The sequence below is a fragment of the Pseudomonas sp. M1 genome, from assembly GCF_022760135.1.
GTDB lineage: Bacteria > Pseudomonadota > Gammaproteobacteria > Pseudomonadales > Pseudomonadaceae > Pseudomonas > Pseudomonas citronellolis.
Window position 1 is genome coordinate 2,650,285 of sequence record NZ_CP094343.1, and the last position, 16,455, is coordinate 2,666,739.

Annotated in this window: 17 protein-coding genes; 11 read left to right on the forward strand and 6 right to left on the reverse strand. The window is 68.4% G+C overall.

The features are described 5' to 3' along the window. Positions 1-3 precede the first annotated feature (3 nt). Positions 4-996, forward strand: coding sequence for a LysR family transcriptional regulator (locus PM1_RS11985; protein WP_009623115.1), 993 nt, complete (start codon positions 4-6; stop codon positions 994-996). Here PM1_RS11985 and PM1_RS11990 read toward each other — a convergent pair. Continuing rightward, positions 975-1,736 carry a TetR/AcrR family transcriptional regulator gene (locus PM1_RS11990; protein WP_009623114.1) on the reverse strand — a complete coding sequence of 254 codons (762 nt, stop codon included), beginning with the start codon at positions 1,734-1,736 and terminating at the stop codon, positions 975-977. The two genes, PM1_RS11985 and PM1_RS11990, sit on opposite strands and share 22 nt — an antisense overlap. Positions 1,737-2,217: 481 nt before the next feature. Here PM1_RS11990 and PM1_RS11995 point away from each other — a divergent pair, with 481 nt between their 5' ends. The 8 genes from PM1_RS11995 to PM1_RS12030 all read left to right on the forward strand — a co-directional run bounded on the left by PM1_RS11995 (position 2,218) and on the right by PM1_RS12030 (position 11,339). Then, entirely contained in the window at positions 2,218-3,432 is a 1,215-nt protein-coding gene (locus tag PM1_RS11995; protein ID WP_051879091.1) for an acyl-CoA dehydrogenase family protein, read from the forward strand. A gap of 16 nt (positions 3,433-3,448) precedes the next feature. Beyond that, positions 3,449-3,955: a flavin reductase family protein gene (locus PM1_RS12000; RefSeq protein WP_009623110.1), complete on the forward strand. Its 507-nt coding sequence runs from the start codon at positions 3,449-3,451 to the stop codon at positions 3,953-3,955. A 101-nt stretch (positions 3,956-4,056) separates the two neighbouring features. Next, positions 4,057-6,717, forward strand: a complete 2,661-nt coding sequence (mdeB, locus tag PM1_RS12005; protein ID WP_009623109.1) for an alpha-ketoglutarate dehydrogenase — start codon at positions 4,057-4,059, stop codon at positions 6,715-6,717. A 12-nt stretch (positions 6,718-6,729) separates the two neighbouring features. Then, complete coding sequence (locus PM1_RS12010; protein WP_009623108.1) at positions 6,730-8,016, forward strand: 2-oxo acid dehydrogenase subunit E2; 1,287 nt, start codon at positions 6,730-6,732, stop codon at positions 8,014-8,016. A 23-nt stretch (positions 8,017-8,039) separates the two neighbouring features. After that, positions 8,040-8,618, forward strand: a complete 579-nt coding sequence (locus PM1_RS12015) for a VOC family protein (RefSeq protein WP_009623105.1) — start codon at positions 8,040-8,042, stop codon at positions 8,616-8,618. Between the two features lie 10 nt (positions 8,619-8,628). After that, entirely contained in the window at positions 8,629-9,513 is an 885-nt protein-coding gene (locus tag PM1_RS12020) for a fumarylacetoacetate hydrolase family protein (RefSeq protein ID WP_009623102.1), read from the forward strand. Further along, the gene (locus tag PM1_RS12025; protein ID WP_009623097.1) at positions 9,503-9,880 is read left to right on the forward strand and encodes a nuclear transport factor 2 family protein; all 378 of its coding nucleotides are present in this window, start codon (positions 9,503-9,505) and stop codon (positions 9,878-9,880) included. The genes PM1_RS12020 and PM1_RS12025 overlap by 11 nt, the downstream gene beginning before the upstream one ends. 97 nt (positions 9,881-9,977) lie before the next feature. After that, positions 9,978-11,339, forward strand: a complete 1,362-nt coding sequence (locus tag PM1_RS12030) for an outer membrane beta-barrel protein (RefSeq protein ID WP_009623095.1) — start codon at positions 9,978-9,980, stop codon at positions 11,337-11,339. Between the two features lie 60 nt (positions 11,340-11,399). On the opposite strand, the gene PM1_RS12035 is transcribed toward PM1_RS12030, so the two are convergent. Next, the gene (locus tag PM1_RS12035; protein ID WP_009623093.1) at positions 11,400-12,278 is read right to left on the reverse strand and encodes an alpha/beta hydrolase; all 879 of its coding nucleotides are present in this window, start codon (positions 12,276-12,278) and stop codon (positions 11,400-11,402) included. 59 nt (positions 12,279-12,337) lie between these two features. Continuing rightward, positions 12,338-12,913: a nuclear transport factor 2 family protein gene (locus tag PM1_RS12040; protein ID WP_009623091.1), complete on the reverse strand. Its 576-nt coding sequence runs from the start codon at positions 12,911-12,913 to the stop codon at positions 12,338-12,340. A 107-nt stretch (positions 12,914-13,020) separates the two neighbouring features. On the opposite strand from PM1_RS12040, the gene PM1_RS12045 reads away from it, so the two are divergent. Further along, the gene (locus PM1_RS12045; RefSeq protein ID WP_009623090.1) at positions 13,021-13,911 is read left to right on the forward strand and encodes a LysR substrate-binding domain-containing protein; all 891 of its coding nucleotides are present in this window, start codon (positions 13,021-13,023) and stop codon (positions 13,909-13,911) included. 12 nt (positions 13,912-13,923) lie between these two features. Here the strand turns inward: PM1_RS12045 and PM1_RS12050 are convergent, their stop codons facing one another. Further along, positions 13,924-14,085 carry an FCD domain-containing protein gene (locus PM1_RS12050; protein ID WP_009623085.1) on the reverse strand — a complete coding sequence of 54 codons (162 nt, stop codon included), beginning with the start codon at positions 14,083-14,085 and terminating at the stop codon, positions 13,924-13,926. 46 nt (positions 14,086-14,131) lie between these two features. Between PM1_RS12050 and PM1_RS12055 the strand changes: the two genes are divergently transcribed. Continuing rightward, positions 14,132-14,266: a hypothetical protein gene (locus tag PM1_RS12055; protein ID WP_024128678.1), complete on the forward strand. Its 135-nt coding sequence runs from the start codon at positions 14,132-14,134 to the stop codon at positions 14,264-14,266. Positions 14,267-14,345: 79 nt separating this feature from the next. Here the strand turns inward: PM1_RS12055 and PM1_RS12060 are convergent, their stop codons facing one another. Then, positions 14,346-15,146, reverse strand: coding sequence for a TetR/AcrR family transcriptional regulator (locus PM1_RS12060; protein ID WP_152604486.1), 801 nt, complete (start codon positions 15,144-15,146; stop codon positions 14,346-14,348). Between the two features lie 91 nt (positions 15,147-15,237). Next, positions 15,238-15,726: a flavin reductase gene (locus PM1_RS12065; RefSeq protein ID WP_009623080.1), complete on the reverse strand. Its 489-nt coding sequence runs from the start codon at positions 15,724-15,726 to the stop codon at positions 15,238-15,240. Positions 15,727-16,455 lie beyond the last annotated feature (729 nt).

Consider the following 16,455-nt stretch of genomic DNA (forward strand, 5'->3'; position numbering starts at 1 on the left):
GCCATGGACCTCTTGCAAGGCATGCAGGCCTTCGTGCGGGTGGTGGAGAGCGGCAGCTTCAGCCAGGCCGCCCGCGCCCTCGACATGTCGCCGTCGAAGGTCTCGCGGCTGATCGCAGGCCTGGAGGAGCAGCTGCGCGCGCGCCTGCTGCAACGCACCACCCGCAGCGTGGCGGTGACCGAGGCCGGCCGGCGCTACTTCAAGCGCTGCAAGGGCATCCTCGGCGAGATCGACGACGCCGCCGCCGAGGCCGCCGGCTCGCTGTCGCGGGCCAGCGGGCGGCTGCGCCTGCACGCGGTGACCGAGTTCGGCCTGGAGCACCTGACACCGCTGATCGCCGCGTATCGCGAGCGCTACCCGGAGGTGTCCATCGACCTGTCGCTGACCCAGGACACCCCGGCGCTGCTGGAGGAGGGCCTGGACGTGCTGGTCACCCTGTCCCGCGGGCTGCCCGACTCGGCCTTCGTCGCTCAGCGCCTGGGGCGGGTGTTCAGCGTGCTCTGCGCCGCGCCCGGGTACCTGCACCGCCACGGGGTGCCGAGGAGCCCGGAAGACCTGCGCGAACACCGCTGCCTGATGCTGGCCGACCCGCTGTTTCCCGATGGCTGGTACTTCAGCGAGCAGGCCGAGGAGGCGCCTTTCGCCTTCGAGGACGTGCTGCGCGTCAACCTCCCCGAGGCGGCCTGCCTGGCCGCCGCCTCCGGCATGGGCGTGTGCCTGCTGCCGGGCTTCGTCGCCGCCCGCGCGTTGCGCGAAGGGCGGCTGCTGCGGGTCCTGCCACAGCTGCGCCTGCACGGCCGCGACGTCTTCGCCCTGTATTCCTCGCGGCGCTTCCTCGACGCCAAGATCCGCACCTGGGTCGAGTTCCTCAAGGCGCAACTGCCACAGGCCTTCGCCAGCGACCTGGCGGTGCTCGACGACCCGCGCTACTGGGCCCGCCCGCGGCCGCGCCTGGCCGGGTGCGGCGGTGAGGCTCAGGCCCCGTTGCGACGATAGGCGAGGAACTCGCGGCCCTCGCGCGAGTTGAGGTTCAGCGACCACACCGGGCGCGGCAGGTCCAGCGCGCCGGAGCCCCAGTCTTGCAGGTAGGTCAGCGAGAAGTCCACGCCGCGCCGGCAGGTGGCCGCGTCGTAGCCGAGGCTGGCCATGGCCATGTGCACGCAGGCGTCGACGTACTCGTTGACCTTCTCCACCCCCTGCAGGATGGTCTGGATGCACAGGGCCGAGGCGCCCATGAGGAAGTCGGTGGCGGCGTCGAGGCGCTCGAAGTGCAGTTCGCCGGCGGCGCGCCCGCCCTCCAGGTCGCGGCCCATGTACTCGGCCACCAGCGCGTGGTGCGGCCAGACGTCGACGCGGGTGACGAAGCCGGCCCACTTGCGGTCCAGCAGGGCGCGCACCAGGAACACCCGGAAACCCACCGAGATGCGCTTCCACGGCTCCTGGAGGATGTCGTAGAGCGGCAGGATGTCGGTGGTCATCTGGTTGCTCAGGTCCTGGCCGAGGGCGACCAGCACCTGGTCCAGGGAGTCGAAGTAGCGGTAGAAAGTGCCGCGCGAGACCTTGGCCTCGCGGATCACGTCGTCGATCACCGGCGTGGCCGAGCCGGGCTCGGCGAATACTCGCATCGCCGCGTCGAGCAGGCGCGTGCGCATCAGCAGGCGTTTCTTCTCCGCCATCTTCGGGCGGTGGTCGGGGTTGGCCCGTCCGCGGGGGGAGGGCTGTTGGTCGTCGGACACGGACTTCATCTCCGGGAGTGACAAAATGTCATTGTTAAAAACTATGCCGATAGTCGGGCGAATAAATTTATTTGATCGCACCCCTTGTACGAGCGGGGCGTCTGTCCTACATTGCTGACCAATGTCGGAATGACAAGTATGTTCAGTCTATAACGTATTCGTCGCTCTGGCGCTTTCGTCATAAAAACAACAGGAGACGAAAAATGATCCGTAACGCCTTGCCACCCCGCCTGTCCCGCCCGCTTCCTCCGCCGCCGCGCCGCAAGCGCCCGCGCGCCTGATATTTCCCGCATCCCTAGCCACTCCGGGTAACCGTATGCCTTCGGGGCCGCCAAGGTCCTGAGCGCCGACGCCTGCCCGCGAGGAATCCGTTGCCGTCCACTGCGCCCTGGCGCCACGGCCGGCGGGATTCGTTCGCCCAGAACAAATGAATGACATTTTAGTCATTGTGACATACAAGGTCGAAGCCATGAAAGAAGCGATGAAAGTGTCCGACGTAAGCGTGCTGCCGCTGGCCGAGCAGCGTCCCTCCCTGCAGGAGCTGGTCAAGCGCGCCGAAGCGCTGCAGCCGCTGCTGCGCAAGAACGCCGCGGAGTCGGAGAGGAATCGCCGCGCCGCCGAGGAGAACATCCAGGCCATGCGCGACGCCGGGCTGTTCCGGCTGATGGTGCCCAAGCGTTTCGGCGGCCACGAAGGCACCCTGCGCTCGCACCTGGAAGTGTCCGCGGCGCTCGCCGAAGGCTGCGGCGGCACTGCCTGGGTGGCCGCGCTGACCAACGTCTGCGCCTGGTTCACCAGCCTGTTCAGCGAGCGCGCGCAGAACGAAGTGTTCGGCGCCAACCCCGACGCCCGCGTGTCCGGCGTATTCAATGCCTCGCCCAACACCCGCCGCGTCGAGGGTGGCCTGATCGTCTCCGGCAAGTGGTACTTCTCCTCCGGCAGCCTGCACGCCGACTGGGCCGCCGTGGGCGCCGAGGAGCGCGACGCCAACGGCGCGCTGGTGGCCCAGTACCTGGCGCTGATCCCGCGCGAACAGTTCTGCATCGAAGACACCTGGTTCACCACCGGCATGCGCGCCTCGGGCAGCAACTGCATCGTCGCCGAGGAGGTGTTCGTGCCCGACCACCGCCTGCTGAACATGGGCGCGGCCATCGAGGGCGACTACCCCACCGAATTCAAGGACGAGGCCAGCTACCGCCCGCTGTTCGTGCCCTTCGCCGCGCTGATCCTCAACGGCCCGCAGCTGGGCCTGGGCCGCGCCGCGCTGAAGTACGTGATCGACAACGCGCCGCGCCGCGCCATCGCCTACACCTCGTTCGAGAAGCAGACCGACTCGGTGCTGTTCCAGGCCCAGGTCGCCGAGGCCGCGCTGAAGATCGACAGCGCCGAGCTGCGCGCCTTCCGCGCCGTCGACGAGATCGACGCCGCCGCGCGCGAGGGCCGCAAGCTCGACGCCACCACCCGCGCGCGCATCCGCGCCGACGTCGGCCTGGTCAACAGCCACATCACCGACGCCATCAACATCCTGCTCACTGCCCACGGCGCCGGCAGCTTCGCCGAGAGCAGCCCGATGCAGCGCTGGTGGCGCGACTCCAACACCGCTGCGCGGCACGCCGTGGCCCTGCCGAGCATCGGCCTGGAGCTGTACGGCAAGGCGCTGCTGGGCTTGGAAAACACCGTCACCCCGCTGATCTGACCGGGAGGGCAACCCCATGGACCCCAAACTCCTGCGTACGGTGATGGGCCAGTTCGCCACCGGCGTCACCGTGATCACCTACCTCGCCGACGGCGAGCCGGCCGGCATGACCGCCAACGCCTTCATGTCGGTGTCGCTGGAGCCGCCGCTGATCCTCGTCTCGGTGCGCAACGCCTCGCGCTTCAACCAGTGGGTGAAGGAGGGCGTGCGCTACGGCGTGAACTTCCTCGCCGAGACCCAGCGCCCGCTGAGCGCGCACTTCGGCGGGCGCCCGGAGGAGGGCCTGGAGCTGCCGTTCTGCCAGCACCAGGACACCCCGCTGCTGGACGGCAGCCTGGTGCAGCTGGTGGCGCGCACGGTGGACGTGCACCCGGCCGGCGACCACCAGCTGTACATCGGCGAGGTGGAGCACCTGCGCATCGGCGAGCAGCGCAAGCCGCTGCTGTTCTACAGCGGCCGCTACCACCAGATGCACGCCCGCTCGCCGGGCGCCGAGTGGAACGGTTGCCGCGAAGGCTGGTAGGCCCGCGCACCGACGATTGACCGCGCGAACGCCACGGCGCCCCCGGCAGGGGGCGCCCGGGGGCGGCTCGCGCCTGCGAAACCCTGATCGAGCGAAGAACCATGACAGCCAGGATCACCGAATCACCCCGCGAGCGCGCCGAACAGGACAGCGACCGCCAGGAAACCCACGAATGGCTCGACGCCCTGGAGGCCGTGGCGCGCAGCGCCGGCGGCGAGCGCGTCGACTTCCTCCTGCAGCGCTTGGCCGAGCATGCCAGCCACCTGGGCGTGCGCCCCTCGGCGCACCCCTATTCGCTGTACCAGAACAGCATCCCCCTGGAGCAGCAGCCGGCCTTCCCCGGCGACCTGGCCATGGAGGAACGCATCACCTCGATCATCCGCTGGAACGCCCTGGCCATGGTGGCGCGGGCCAACAAGGCCTACGGCGAGCTGGGCGGCCACATCGCCAGCTACGCCTCGGCGGCGGAGATCTTCGAGGTCGGCTTCAACCACTTCTTCCGCGCCGACAGCGCCGCCGGCAAGGGCGACCTGGTGTACTTCCAGCCGCACTCGGCGCCCGGCGTCTACGCCCGCGCCTTCCTCGAAGGGCGCCTGGGCGAGGAACAGCTGCAGCGCTATCGCCAGGAAGTGGACGGCGGCGGCCTGTGTTCCTACCCGCACCCCTGGCTGATGCCGGACTTCTGGCAGTTCCCCACCGGCTCCATGGGCATCGGCCCGATCAGCGCCATCTACCAGGCGCGCTTCCTCCGCTACCTGGAGCACCGCGGCATCGCCGACACCGCCCAGCGCCACGTCTGGGGCGTGTTCGGCGACGGCGAGATGGACGAGCCGGAATCCCTCGCCGCGCTGTCCCTGGCCGCCCGCGAGAAGCTCGACAACCTGACCTTCGTGATCAACTGCAACCTGCAGCGCCTGGACGGCCCGGTGCGCGGCAACGGGCAGATCATCCAGGAACTGGAAGCGCTGTTCAGCGGCGCCGGCTGGAACGTGATCAAGGTGATCTGGGGCTCGGACTGGGACGCGCTGTTCGCCCGCGACCGCAACCACGTGCTGCTGCGCCGCTTCGCCCACACCGTGGATGGCCAGTACCAGACCCTCGGTGCCAACGACGGCAACTACAACCGCGCGCACTTCTTCGACCTCGACCCGGAACTGCAGGCGCTGGTCTCGCACATGAGCCCCGAGGAGATCGACGGCCTGCGCCGCGGCGGCCACGACTTCCGCAAGCTGCACGCCGCCTTCGCCGCCGCCAAGGCGCACGACGGCCGGCCGACGGTGATCCTGGCCAAGACCAAGAAGGGCTTCGGCATGGGCCAGGCCGGCGAGTCGCGCAACACCTCGCACCAGCAGAAGAAACTCGACATCGACGCGCTCAAGGCCTTCCGCGACCGCTTCGCCCTGCCGCTGGACGACGCCGCCCTGGAAGAAATGCGCTTCTACAAGCCGGCCGAGGACAGCGCCGAGCTGCGCTACCTGCGCGAGCGCCGCGAGGCCCTGGGCGGCTACCTGCCGCGCCGCGTCGGCCAGGCCGAACCCCTGGCGCTGCCGGCGCTGGAGAGCTACGCGCAGTTCGCCCTGCAACCGGACGAGCGCGAAAGCTCGACCACCACCGCGGTGGTGCGGCTGTTCTCCAACCTGCTCAAGGACAAGCAACTGGGCCCGCGCATCGTGCCGATCGTGGCCGACGAGGCGCGCACCTTCGGCATGGCCAACCTGTTCCGCCAGATCGGCATCTACTCGCCGGCCGGCCAGCTCTACGAGCCGGAAGACGCCGGGGCGATGCTCTACTACAAGGAAGCGCGCGACGGCCAGCTGCTGGAAGAAGGCATCACCGAGGCCGGGGCGATCTCCTCCTGGGTCGCGGCGGCCACCTCCTACAGCGTCAACGGCGTGGCCATGCTGCCGTTCTACATCTACTACTCGATGTTCGGCTTCCAGCGCATCGGCGACCTCATCTGGGCCGCCGCCGACCAGCGCGCCCGCGGCTTCCTGATCGGCGCCACGGCCGGGCGCACCACCCTGGCCGGCGAGGGCCTGCAGCACCAGGACGGCACCAGCCAGCTGATCGCCTCCACCGTGCCCAACTGCCGCGCCTACGACCCGGCCTTCGCCGCCGAGGCGGCGGTGATCATCGACCACGGCGGCCGGCGCATGCTCGAAGAGCAGCACGACGAGTTCTACTACCTGACGGTGACCAACGAGAACTACGTGCAGGCGCCGCTGGACGCCGCGCAGCACGCCGACGTGATCAAGGGCATGCGCCTGTTCGGCAGCCGCGGGGAGGGCGCGCCTGCGGTACGCCTGCTCGGCTCCGGAGCCATCCTGCGCGAGGTCATCGCCGCCGCCGAGCTGCTCGCCGAGGAGTGGGGCGTGGCCAGCGAGATCTGGAGCGTCACCAGCTTCTCCGAACTGGCCCGCGAGGCCCGCGAGGTCGAGCGCGAGCAACTGTTCGGCGAGCAGACCGAAGCGCGCAGCCACCTGCAAACCTGCCTGCCCGGCGCAGTGCCGGTGGTGGCCGCCAGCGACTACGTGCGCGGCTACGCGCAACTGATCGCGCCCTACCTGCGGGCGCCGTACACCGCCCTGGGCACCGACGGCTTCGGCCGCAGCGACACCCGCCCGGCGCTGCGCCGCTTCTTCGAGCTGGACCGCCAGCACATTGCCCTGGCGGCGCTGGCCGGCATCGACCGCGACAAGCATGCCCAGGCCCGCGCGCGCTACGCCATCGACGGCGCCGCCGGCGCCCCCTGGAACCGTTGAGGAGTGAACGCCATGCAACAACTGATGGTTCCCGATATCGGTGACTTCAAGGACCTGCCGGTGGTCGAGGTGCTGATCAAGGCCGGCGACGTGGTCGCCGTGGAACAGCCGCTGATCGTGCTCGAATCCGACAAGGCGGTGATGGACGTGCCCAGCACCCTGTCCTGCACCATTCGCGAAGTGCTGATCAAGCCGGGCGACAAGGTCTCCCGGGGCAGCGTGATCGCCCATATCGAGCCGGCCGGGGAGGGCGCCGCCGCGCCTGTGGTCGCCGAAGCTGCGCCTGCGATTCCCGAGGCCGCGCCCGTCGTGGCGAAAGCCGAACCGGTGGCCGCCGCTCCCGCGCCCGGCGTGCAAGCTGCGCCGGCGCCCGCCGTTGAAGAAGTCCGCAAACCGCAACTGGCCCTGGCCGGCCCGGCGGTGCGCAAGCTGGCCCGCGAACTGGCGGTGGACCTCGACCAGGTGCCGGCCAGCGGCCCCAACGGCCGGGTGCTGCGCGAGGACGTGCTGGCCTTCGTCAAGGCCCAGCGCGAGCAACCGATGGCCGCCGCCAAACTCGGCGGCGGGCTCGACCTGCTGCCCTGGCCGCAGGTGGACTTCGCCCAGTTCGGCCACGTCGAGCGTCGCACGCTGTCGCGCATCAAGCGCATCTCGGCGGCCAACCTGCACCGCAACTGGGTGAGCATCCCCCACGTCACCAACCACAGCCAGGCCGACGTCACCGAGCTGGAAGCGCTGCGCGTGCAGCTCAACGGCGAGGCGCGCGAAGGGCAGGCCAAGGTCACCCTGCTGGCCTTCCTGATCAAGGCCTGCGTGGCGGCGCTGCAACGCTTCCCGCAGTTCAACGTGAGCCTGGAGGGCGACGAAGTGGTGCAGAAGCACTACTTCCACATCGGCTTCGCCGCCGACACCCCCAACGGCCTGGTGGTGCCGGTGATCCGCGATGCCGAGCGCAAGGGCGTCGCCGCGCTGGCACAGGAAATGGCCGAGCTCTCGCAACTGGCCCGCGCCGGCAAGCTGAGCCCGGCGCAGATGCAGGGCGGCTGTTTCTCCATCTCGTCCCTGGGCGGCATCGGCGGCGGCCACTTCACCCCGATCATCAACGCGCCGGAAGTGGCGATCCTCGGCGTCGGCCGCGCCGAGCTGCAACCGCGCTGGAACGGCAGCGCCTTCGAACCGCGCCTGCAACTGCCGCTGTCGCTGTCCTGGGACCACCGCGCGGTGGACGGCGCCGAGGCCGGGCGCTTCCTCGCCTACCTGGCGACCCTGCTCGGCGACTTCCGCCGGGTGCTGGTCTGAGTACGACAACAAGGAGAACCGAGATGACTGCTTCCCAAGCCACGCCCGCCGAACGCATCGTGCCGATGAAAATGGCCCACCTGGTGTTCCGCTGCGCCGACCGCAAGGCCATGGTCGACTGGTACCGCAAGCTGTTCCAGGCCGAACTGGTGTTCGAGGACGACATCCTCACCTTCATCACCTACGACGACGAGCACCACCGCCTGGCCTTCTTCAACATGCCGCACCTGCCGCCGAAGTCCGACGAGGTCACCGGCGTGCACCACATCGCCTACAGCTACGCCAGCATCGCCGACCTGCTCAACACCTACCTGCGCCTGAAGGAAGAGGGCATCCGCCCCTACTGGTGCATCAACCACGGGCCGACCACCTCGCTGTACTTCCGCGACCCGGAAGGCAACGACATCGAGCTGCAGGTGGACAACTTCGTCGAGGCCGCCGACGCCGCGGCCTTCTTCCACAGCGAAACCTTCGCCAACGACCCCATCGGCCTGGAGTTCGACCCGGACGCCATGGTCGAGCTGTGGCGCAGCGGCGCCAGCGACGCCGAGCTCTGCCAACTGGGCACCGCCGCCACCGGCACCCGCACCGTACTGGGATAAGGAAACGACCATGAAACTCTGCACCTTCAAGACCCCCGGCGGCCTGGTGGGCGTCGGCATCGTCAGCGGCGAGGGCATCATCCGCGTCGCCGACCACCTGTCCGCCGCGCCGCGCGACATGGCCGGGCTGATCGGCGAATGGCAGCTCTGGCAGGAGCCGCTGCAGCGCCTGGCGCAGCTGCAGAAGGCGGACTTCGCCCTCGATGAGGTGACTCTCCTGGCCCCGGTGCCGCGCCCGGGCAAGATCCTCGGCATCGGCCTGAACTACGCCGACCACGTCGCCGAGTCGGGCATGGCCACGCCGGCCGACCAGCTGTGGTTCGCCATGATGAACACCGCGGCCAACGGCCCCTACGCGCCCATCGACCTGCCGCGGGTGTCGGAGCAGCTGGACTACGAGGCCGAGATGGTCTTCGTGATCGGCAAGCGCTGCCGCCACGTCAGCCGCGAGCAGGCGCGCGAAGCGATCTTCGGCTACTGCGTGGGCAACGACGTCAGCGTGCGCGACTGGCAACTGCGCACCTCGCAGTTCGTGCTCGGCAAGTCGTTCGACGGCCACGCGCCCTTCGGCCCCTGGCTGGTCACCCCGGACGAGCTGGGCAACCCGCACGAACTGGGCATCCGCTGCTTCGTCAACGACGAGAAGCGCCAGGACTCCAACACCCGCGAGCTGATCTTCGACTGCTACCAGCAGGTGGAGCACCTGTCCAAGGTGATGACCCTGGAGCCGGGCGACGTGATCTTCAGCGGCACCCCCGGCGGCGTCGGCGTGGGCTTCAAGCCGCCGCGCTGGCTGCGCGAGGGCGACCGGGTACGGGTGGAGATCGACGGCCTGGGCGCCATCGAGAACATCGTCCGCGCCGAGCGCGCGGCAGGAGGCGGCCATGCACGCTGAAGCCATCCAGCAGGAAATCCTGCGTCTAGAAAGCGAGCGCTGCCGCGCCCTGGTGCAGCGCGACCTGCAAACCCTGGCGGCGCTGATGGACGACGCCCTGGTGCACGTCCACGCCACCGGCAAGGTGGACGACAAGGAGCAGTACCTGGAAATGGTCGCCAGGCACATCGACTTCCTCAGCGTCGAGCGCAGCGACATGCGCGTGCGCGTGTTCGGCGACACCGCCATCGCCAGCGGCCGCCTGGAGCAGGCCATCGTCCTGCGCGAGAGCGGCGAGGAGCGGCTGATGAAGGCCTACGCCACCCAGGTGTGGCTGCGCGGGGAGGACGGCTGGCGCCAGTGCGCCTTCCAGGCCACCAACCTCTGACGGAGACCGATGCAAGTTCGCGGGCCGGCGACGGCCCGCGCCGGCAGGGACGCCGGAACCCACCCCACTGACAGAACAACAACAAGAGTCCACTTCCATGAACAACATCCGGGTGAAAGCGCTGGGTGCGGTGCTGGCCGCCTTCGCGATAATCGATTGCCACGCCGAGCCGGCCGGCGAGCCCGCCGAAGGCACGCTGTTCCGCAGCCTGTTCGGCGACGGCCTGCAACGCGACTACGGCATCACCACCTCCTTCCTGCTCGACATCGGCTACTCCCGCAACAACCGCTCCACCCACGACGAGCGCCGCGACGGCCTCAGCAACCTCCCCATCACCGGTTTTTCCGACGAAGGCTTCGAGCTGGGCAGCCTGCACCTGTTCGTCGACAAGCCGCTGAAGGCCAACTTCATCCCGCGCATCACCCCGCTGCCGGGCCCGGCTCCCGAGCAGGCGGATTTCGGTTTCACCTTCGAAGCCCTGTACGGGCGCAACGCCCAGTTCTCCCGGGCCTTCGGCTGGGACATGCACTGGGACGTCAATTCGCCCGGCGACGACGACACCGAGAAGGCCCGGCGCGACAGGCAGAACTTCGTCTCCATGCCCAACCTGGCCGCTACCGCCTACCTGCCCTATGGGCAGGGCTTCACCGTCATGGCGGGCATCTTCGGCCCGGCCTTCGGCTACGAGATTCCGCCGAACATCCGCCTGGCCCGCAACCCCTTCGCCAGCCGGACCTACGCCTTCGTCAGCAACCTGGTGACGGTCAGCGGCGTGATGCTGGGCACCCGCCTGCTCGACAGCCCGCATGGGCTGCTGGGGGTGGAACTCGGCGTGGCCCAGGGCTGGAGCAACCTGCGCGACAACAACGACGACAAGGCGCTGTTCGGTGCGCTGCGCTGGCGCACGCCCGACATGCAGACCTGGGTCGACTACGAGTTCATGCTGGGCAACCAGCAGAACGACAGCGTCAAGGACGTCCAGGCGCCGACCTCGCGGCTGATCTCCCCGGACGGCCAGCTCCGGCAGCAGCATTCGCTGAACGGCTGGCACCGCTTCGACGAGCGCTGGTCGATGGGCGCGGAGCTGGTCTACGGCCGCCAGGACGGCGACGGCAAGCCATCGACCGTGGACATCATCACCGGGCCGGGCTTCGATGGCGCCCATTGGTGGGGCGTCAACGCGGTGGTCACCTACCAGGTCAGGCCCGACCTGTCGTTCTCGGTGCGCGGCGAGCATTTCAGCGACCCGGACGGCTTCACGCTGTTCCCCACCAGCACCGCCCGCGGGGACTTCAACGCCATCACCAGCGGCTTCCGCTACGAAGTCAGCAAGAACCTCTCGCTGCGCCCGGAGCTGCGCTATGACTGGTTCGATGCCCGCGAACACGATCGCCCGTTCGGCAACGGCCGGGACCGCGACCAGTTGACGGCGATGGTGGAAGCGCTCCTGTACTTCTGACGATCAATGAAAGAAGCCCTGGCAGCTCGCGCTGCCAGGGCTTTTCTGCCGGCCCGGGACCTATGCGCGGGCGGCGCAGCGCCTGGCGAACGCCAGTTGCTGCAACTGGAAGGCCTCGCCCGAGCGATGGAAATCGATGCAGTGGCCGGCGTCCCTGAACAGCGCCGCATCCATCTCCGGGCAGTTGACGAAGGCATCGGCGAAACGCTGGATGGTCGCCTCGTCGACCGGCCACAGCTGTTCGAACTCGGGCTGCCGGTAGTGCACCGGCACCTTGACCTGCGCAGCCAGCCGGCCGACCTGCTTCGGCCAGTGCATGCCGATGTCGATCAGTTCGCTGCGCGGGGCAGGGGCGCTCGCCCCGTAGCTGGCCTGCGGCATGACGCCTTGCTCGTAGGTGCCCGGCGGGCCGAAGAAGAACCCGTCCATCGCCTCCGGCGGCACGCTGACCAGGGCCTGTTCCGCGGGCACCTGGTTCCACTTGTCCTTGGAGGCCGGCACCGGGTCGAGCCCGACGCCGGAGATGGCGATGCCCAGCAGCGGCCAGGACGGCTGGCGCGCGGCGATGGCGATGGTGATGGCCCCGCCGATCGAGTGGCCGACCAGGACGATGCCGCAGGCCTTGTGCGAATAGCTGTGCCACAGGCCATGGATGGCCGAGTCGAGAATCTCCGAGTTGTCCATGATGCTGGGCGCGTTGGCGGCGTAGTCCGCGCTCAGGCCGTAGCCCGGGCGGTCGATGGCGAAGATCGGCAGCTGTTGCGCCTGCGCCCGGTCCAGCAGCGAATAGCCCGCCACGTCGAAGTAGCGGGAGGAATAAGTGCCGCCGTGGATGGCGATGATCAGCGGATGCCGGTCCGGGCTTTCGGCCTCCGGTATCCGCCCGCGGCCGGACAGCGTGACGCCCAGCCCGCGGAAGACATAGTCCTGCTTGCACATGGTTTTTCGCTCCTCTTCTTGTTGTTGTGGTTTTCCGATCCTTTGGCGCCGGGCGAAGGCTAGGCGGCGAGCCAGGCCTGGGCCGCCTGCCGCATGGAGCGTTCCAGCTCGCTGCCGCGGGTGGCGAAGGTCCGGCCCAGCGGGAAGCCGCTTTTCTCCAGCAGGTAGGCCAGGGGCGCATACTCGCGCGGATAGCGCTCCAGCACCTGCGCCTCGACCGCCACCGGCCCGCGCGGGAAGCTGAAGCCGCCCATGTCGTAGATGCTCTGGCGCTTGAGCAGCTTCCACTGGCCATCGCGTTTTTCCGCCAGGTCGTAGAAGCGGTTGTGCACGCTGCAGCCCAGGCCCAGGCGCACGTTCTCGGCGACTATCACCGCGTTGGTCTCGACGATGGCGCGCTCGCCGTTCATCTCCACCACCGGGGTGCCGATCAGGTGCTTGGTGCGCAGGTCGGAGGCGCCCATGCGCCGCGAGCCTTCGATGAAGTCGGAGAAGGGGCCTTCGAACCAGGTGACCTCGATCACCCCGTCCGGGTGGAACAGCCCGGCCAGGCGCTCCCATTGGCCGAGGTCGCGGTGGATCCAGCCGGTGATCAGGTCGGTGATCTGCAGACGGTCTTCCAGGTAACTGTGCATGGCGTGTTCTCTTGCTTGTGGGAAATCGCCTCAGCATCTTCCCGCGCGGTAGCGAACTCAAATAGATTGATCTGAACGATCAATCACTAATTCTGAAGGATATGCCCATGGACCTGCGTCACCTGCGCTACTTCCTCGCCGTCGCCGAGGAAGGCCATTTCGGCCGCGCCGCCCAGCGCCTGCACATCGTGCAGTCGGCGCTGAGCATGCAGATACGCGCCCTGGAAGAGGAACTCGGCGGCCCGCTGTTCGTGCGCACCAGCCGCCGGGTGGAACTGACCGAGGCCGGCCGGATGCTGCGTGGCGAGGCCGAACGCACCCTGGCCCAGGCTGAACACGCCCAGCGCACGGTGCAGCGGGCGCTGCGCGGGGAGATGGGCACGGTGCGCATCGGCTTCGCCGGCAACGCCGTGTTCAGCGGCCGGCTGATGGCGGACGTGCGGGCCTTCCACGCTGTCTACCCGGAGGCCGAGGTGGTGCTGCGCGAACTGGCGCCGCACCTGCAGGTCGAGGCGATCCAGGCCGGCCAGCTGGATATCGGCTACGCCCCCAGCCACGGCGGGCAGATCGTCGACGACTCGCTGTGCTTCGAGCGCATCGGCACCTGGCCGCTGCTGGTGGCCATGCCCGACAGCCATCCGCTGGTCGATGCCCAGCCGCTGCAGGTGTCGATGCTCGGCGCGGAACCGCTGATCGTCTATGCCGCCCACGGCGCCGACGAGAACATGCTCGGCGGCCTGCGCCGGGCGCTGGGGCGCGAGCCCAAGGTGCACCGCACCAGCAGCACCCTCAGCGTGCTGGCGCTGGTGGCCGCCGGCATGGGCGTGGCGCTGGTGCCCGAGCCGCTGCTGCAGGTGCACATCCCGGGGGTGGCCTACCGCCGGCTCGGCGGCATGGAACCGCAGGCCGACCTGCTGCTGGTCAGCCGCAACGAGGAAACCGGCGGCGCCGTGCGCGCCTTCCTGGGCATCGCCCGCCAGGGGCTGGCCGGCGAGTGAGTCCGGGGCCGGTTAGCCCTTCAACGCCTCATGGGCCAGCACGCTGCGGGTGGTGGTCTCGTAGTGCTGCGCCAGCAGCGCGCAGGCCTTGTCCACGTCGCGCGCCAGGGCGGCGTCGAGCAGTTCGCGGTGTTCGCCGGGGACGTCGCGGCTGGCGCTGTCGTTGTAGTGCACCGCCCACGGCGACTACAACGCCCTCACCACCGGCCTGCGCTGGGACGTGACCGGCAGCCTCTCGCTGCGCCCGGAAGTCCGCTACGACTGGTTCGACCCCCGCGGCCACGACCGTCCTTACGGCAACGGCCGCGACCGCACGCGGCTGGGGACGATGGTCGAAGCGCTGTATTGCTTCTGAAGCCGATGCCCCGGCGGCGCCGGGGCATTCTATGGGCGCGCGGCAGGCTGCAGCCGTTACCGCGCGTGGAGTTCTGCGCTCACGCGGCCTTCTCGTTGAGCTCGAACAGGTCGGTTACGTAGGTGGGCAGTTCGACGTTGGCGATGGCCTTCGCCTCCGCCGGCGTCAGCCCATACATGCGCATGAAGCACTCGACGGTATTGTTCACCGTATTCGGCGCGGCCTCGCCTTCGAGCAGGCTGCGCATCGCGGCGATGAGCCCGGCAATGGTTATCTGCGCGGCGCTCTCGATGCAGTCCACGTTGAAGCGCCCCTGGGCGACCCCCTCGGCGATATCCGCTTTGGCCTGTTCGTTGAACGAGTCGCTCATGACCTTGTGGGTGCTGTGGGAGCGCACGATGAACCAGCCCCAGATTTCGTTCTGGATGGCCTTGGTGAGAAAGAGCTTCTGCACGTAGGCGATCGAAAGGGCCCTGTCCTGCTCCGCCTCGCCGATGGCGCCGATCACCTGTTCGATCTCGTGGTTCTTCTCGAGGAACAGGGCCGTGGCGATGTCTTCCTTGGAGTGGAAGTGGTTGTAGAAGGTGCCGAAGCCGACGTCGGCGCCGTTGGTGATGTCCTCGATGGTCATCTGTTCGAAACCCTTCACCGCGATCAGCCGCTGCACGGAATCAATCAGCTTCTTGCGCGTACGCATCTTCGACTTGAGCCCTCGCGGCATGCTCGCCGGCTTGGCATCTGCGGCCGCGACCTCGACGGAGGGCGCGGAGGGCGCCTTGGGATCGGCTGGGCGGTTGTCGCTTTTCTTCATGAAAACCCCGGTCTTATCGTTTCTGCGCCGCGTGCGGTTCGGAGCCTGCACAAGGCGCGCATCGGTCACATGATGCCTCGATAGCGGGGATTATGGTATCGCCGCCGAAGGCTCGCCTGGTGGCGGCCTTCAGCGGCTGGGCAGGGTGCGGGCGCTTTTCCTAGGAGGCTTGCGCCAGGCGGTGGTACTGCCTTCTGAAGTACATGAGGCTTTCGTTGTGGGCGCCGAAGCGGATGGCCTCCACCTCGCAGATGAACACGCCGTGGGTACCGACTTCGTTGACCTCGACGATCCGGCAGTCGAAGGACACCAGGCTGTCGTCGAGCGCCGGCGAGGGGGTGTGCAAGGTGCTCCAGGCGACGGCCTCGAAGCGTTCCTCCAGGGCGATCTTCAGGGCGCCGCTGAAGGTCTGCGAGATGTCCTCCTGGCGGCCGTGCAGCACGTTGACGCAGGCAACGCCATTGCTGACAAAGCGCTCGTACTGGAAGCCGCCCTTGTTCATGCAGAACAGCAGGGTCGGCGGTGAGTCGGTCACGCTGCACACGGCGGAGGCGGTGAATCCGCCGAGGCCGGCGTCTCCGCCAGTGGTGATCACGTTCACGGCCGCGCCGAGATGGGTCATGGCTTCGCGAAAGCGGATGGCATCCATCTTTACCTCCATTGGCTCCAGGCGATGGCCATGGAGCGAGTCATTGTTCTTGTTTGAGTGATGAATAAATCAATGTTGATTAAGTCATCACTTTTTAAGCTATCAGATCATTTCCGCGTTTGCCAGTACCGCTTGTGCGGTTGCGCGCGACCTCGAGCCGATGGCTCCCGGAGGGGCGCGGCAGGCTGATCCGGCCCGCTGGCGACAGGCCGCGCCGCGACAGTCCGCCTGTCCGTCGGGCGACGAATGGAAGGAACCGCGGCCTGGCGGCCCTGGCAGGCACTGCGCCGCCGAGCCTTTGAAGGAAGGCGACCGACGGTGGCTCCAGCGGCGGTGGAAGGGTGTTGACAAAAGGCATATGTGATTGCTTAATCGTAACTGATGATTAAATCAGTCGTGATTAAGTAATCACTAGACCGGCTCTGAACGCAGCGGACCGGTCGGGAGAATAAAAACAATGAGCATGCCTACTCGCCTGCCTGCCCCTTCACCGCTTTCGCTCCGCCCGATTGCGCGCACCCGCCGCGCCGGGCGGAGCCTACGAGAGCCTGCCGTTCGTTGCCCGGGCGCCATGGCCACAGCCAGTCGCCCGGCTGGCCGTTGCCGCGTCCGCCTACGCCTGCGGTCGCTGGCCAGGCCGCTTCCTCCGCCGCTTGGCTGAGCGACAGCAGCGCTTTCCGGACCGGTCCTGCCTGGCCTGAGCGGAAAGAACGCTTCCACACCTGATAG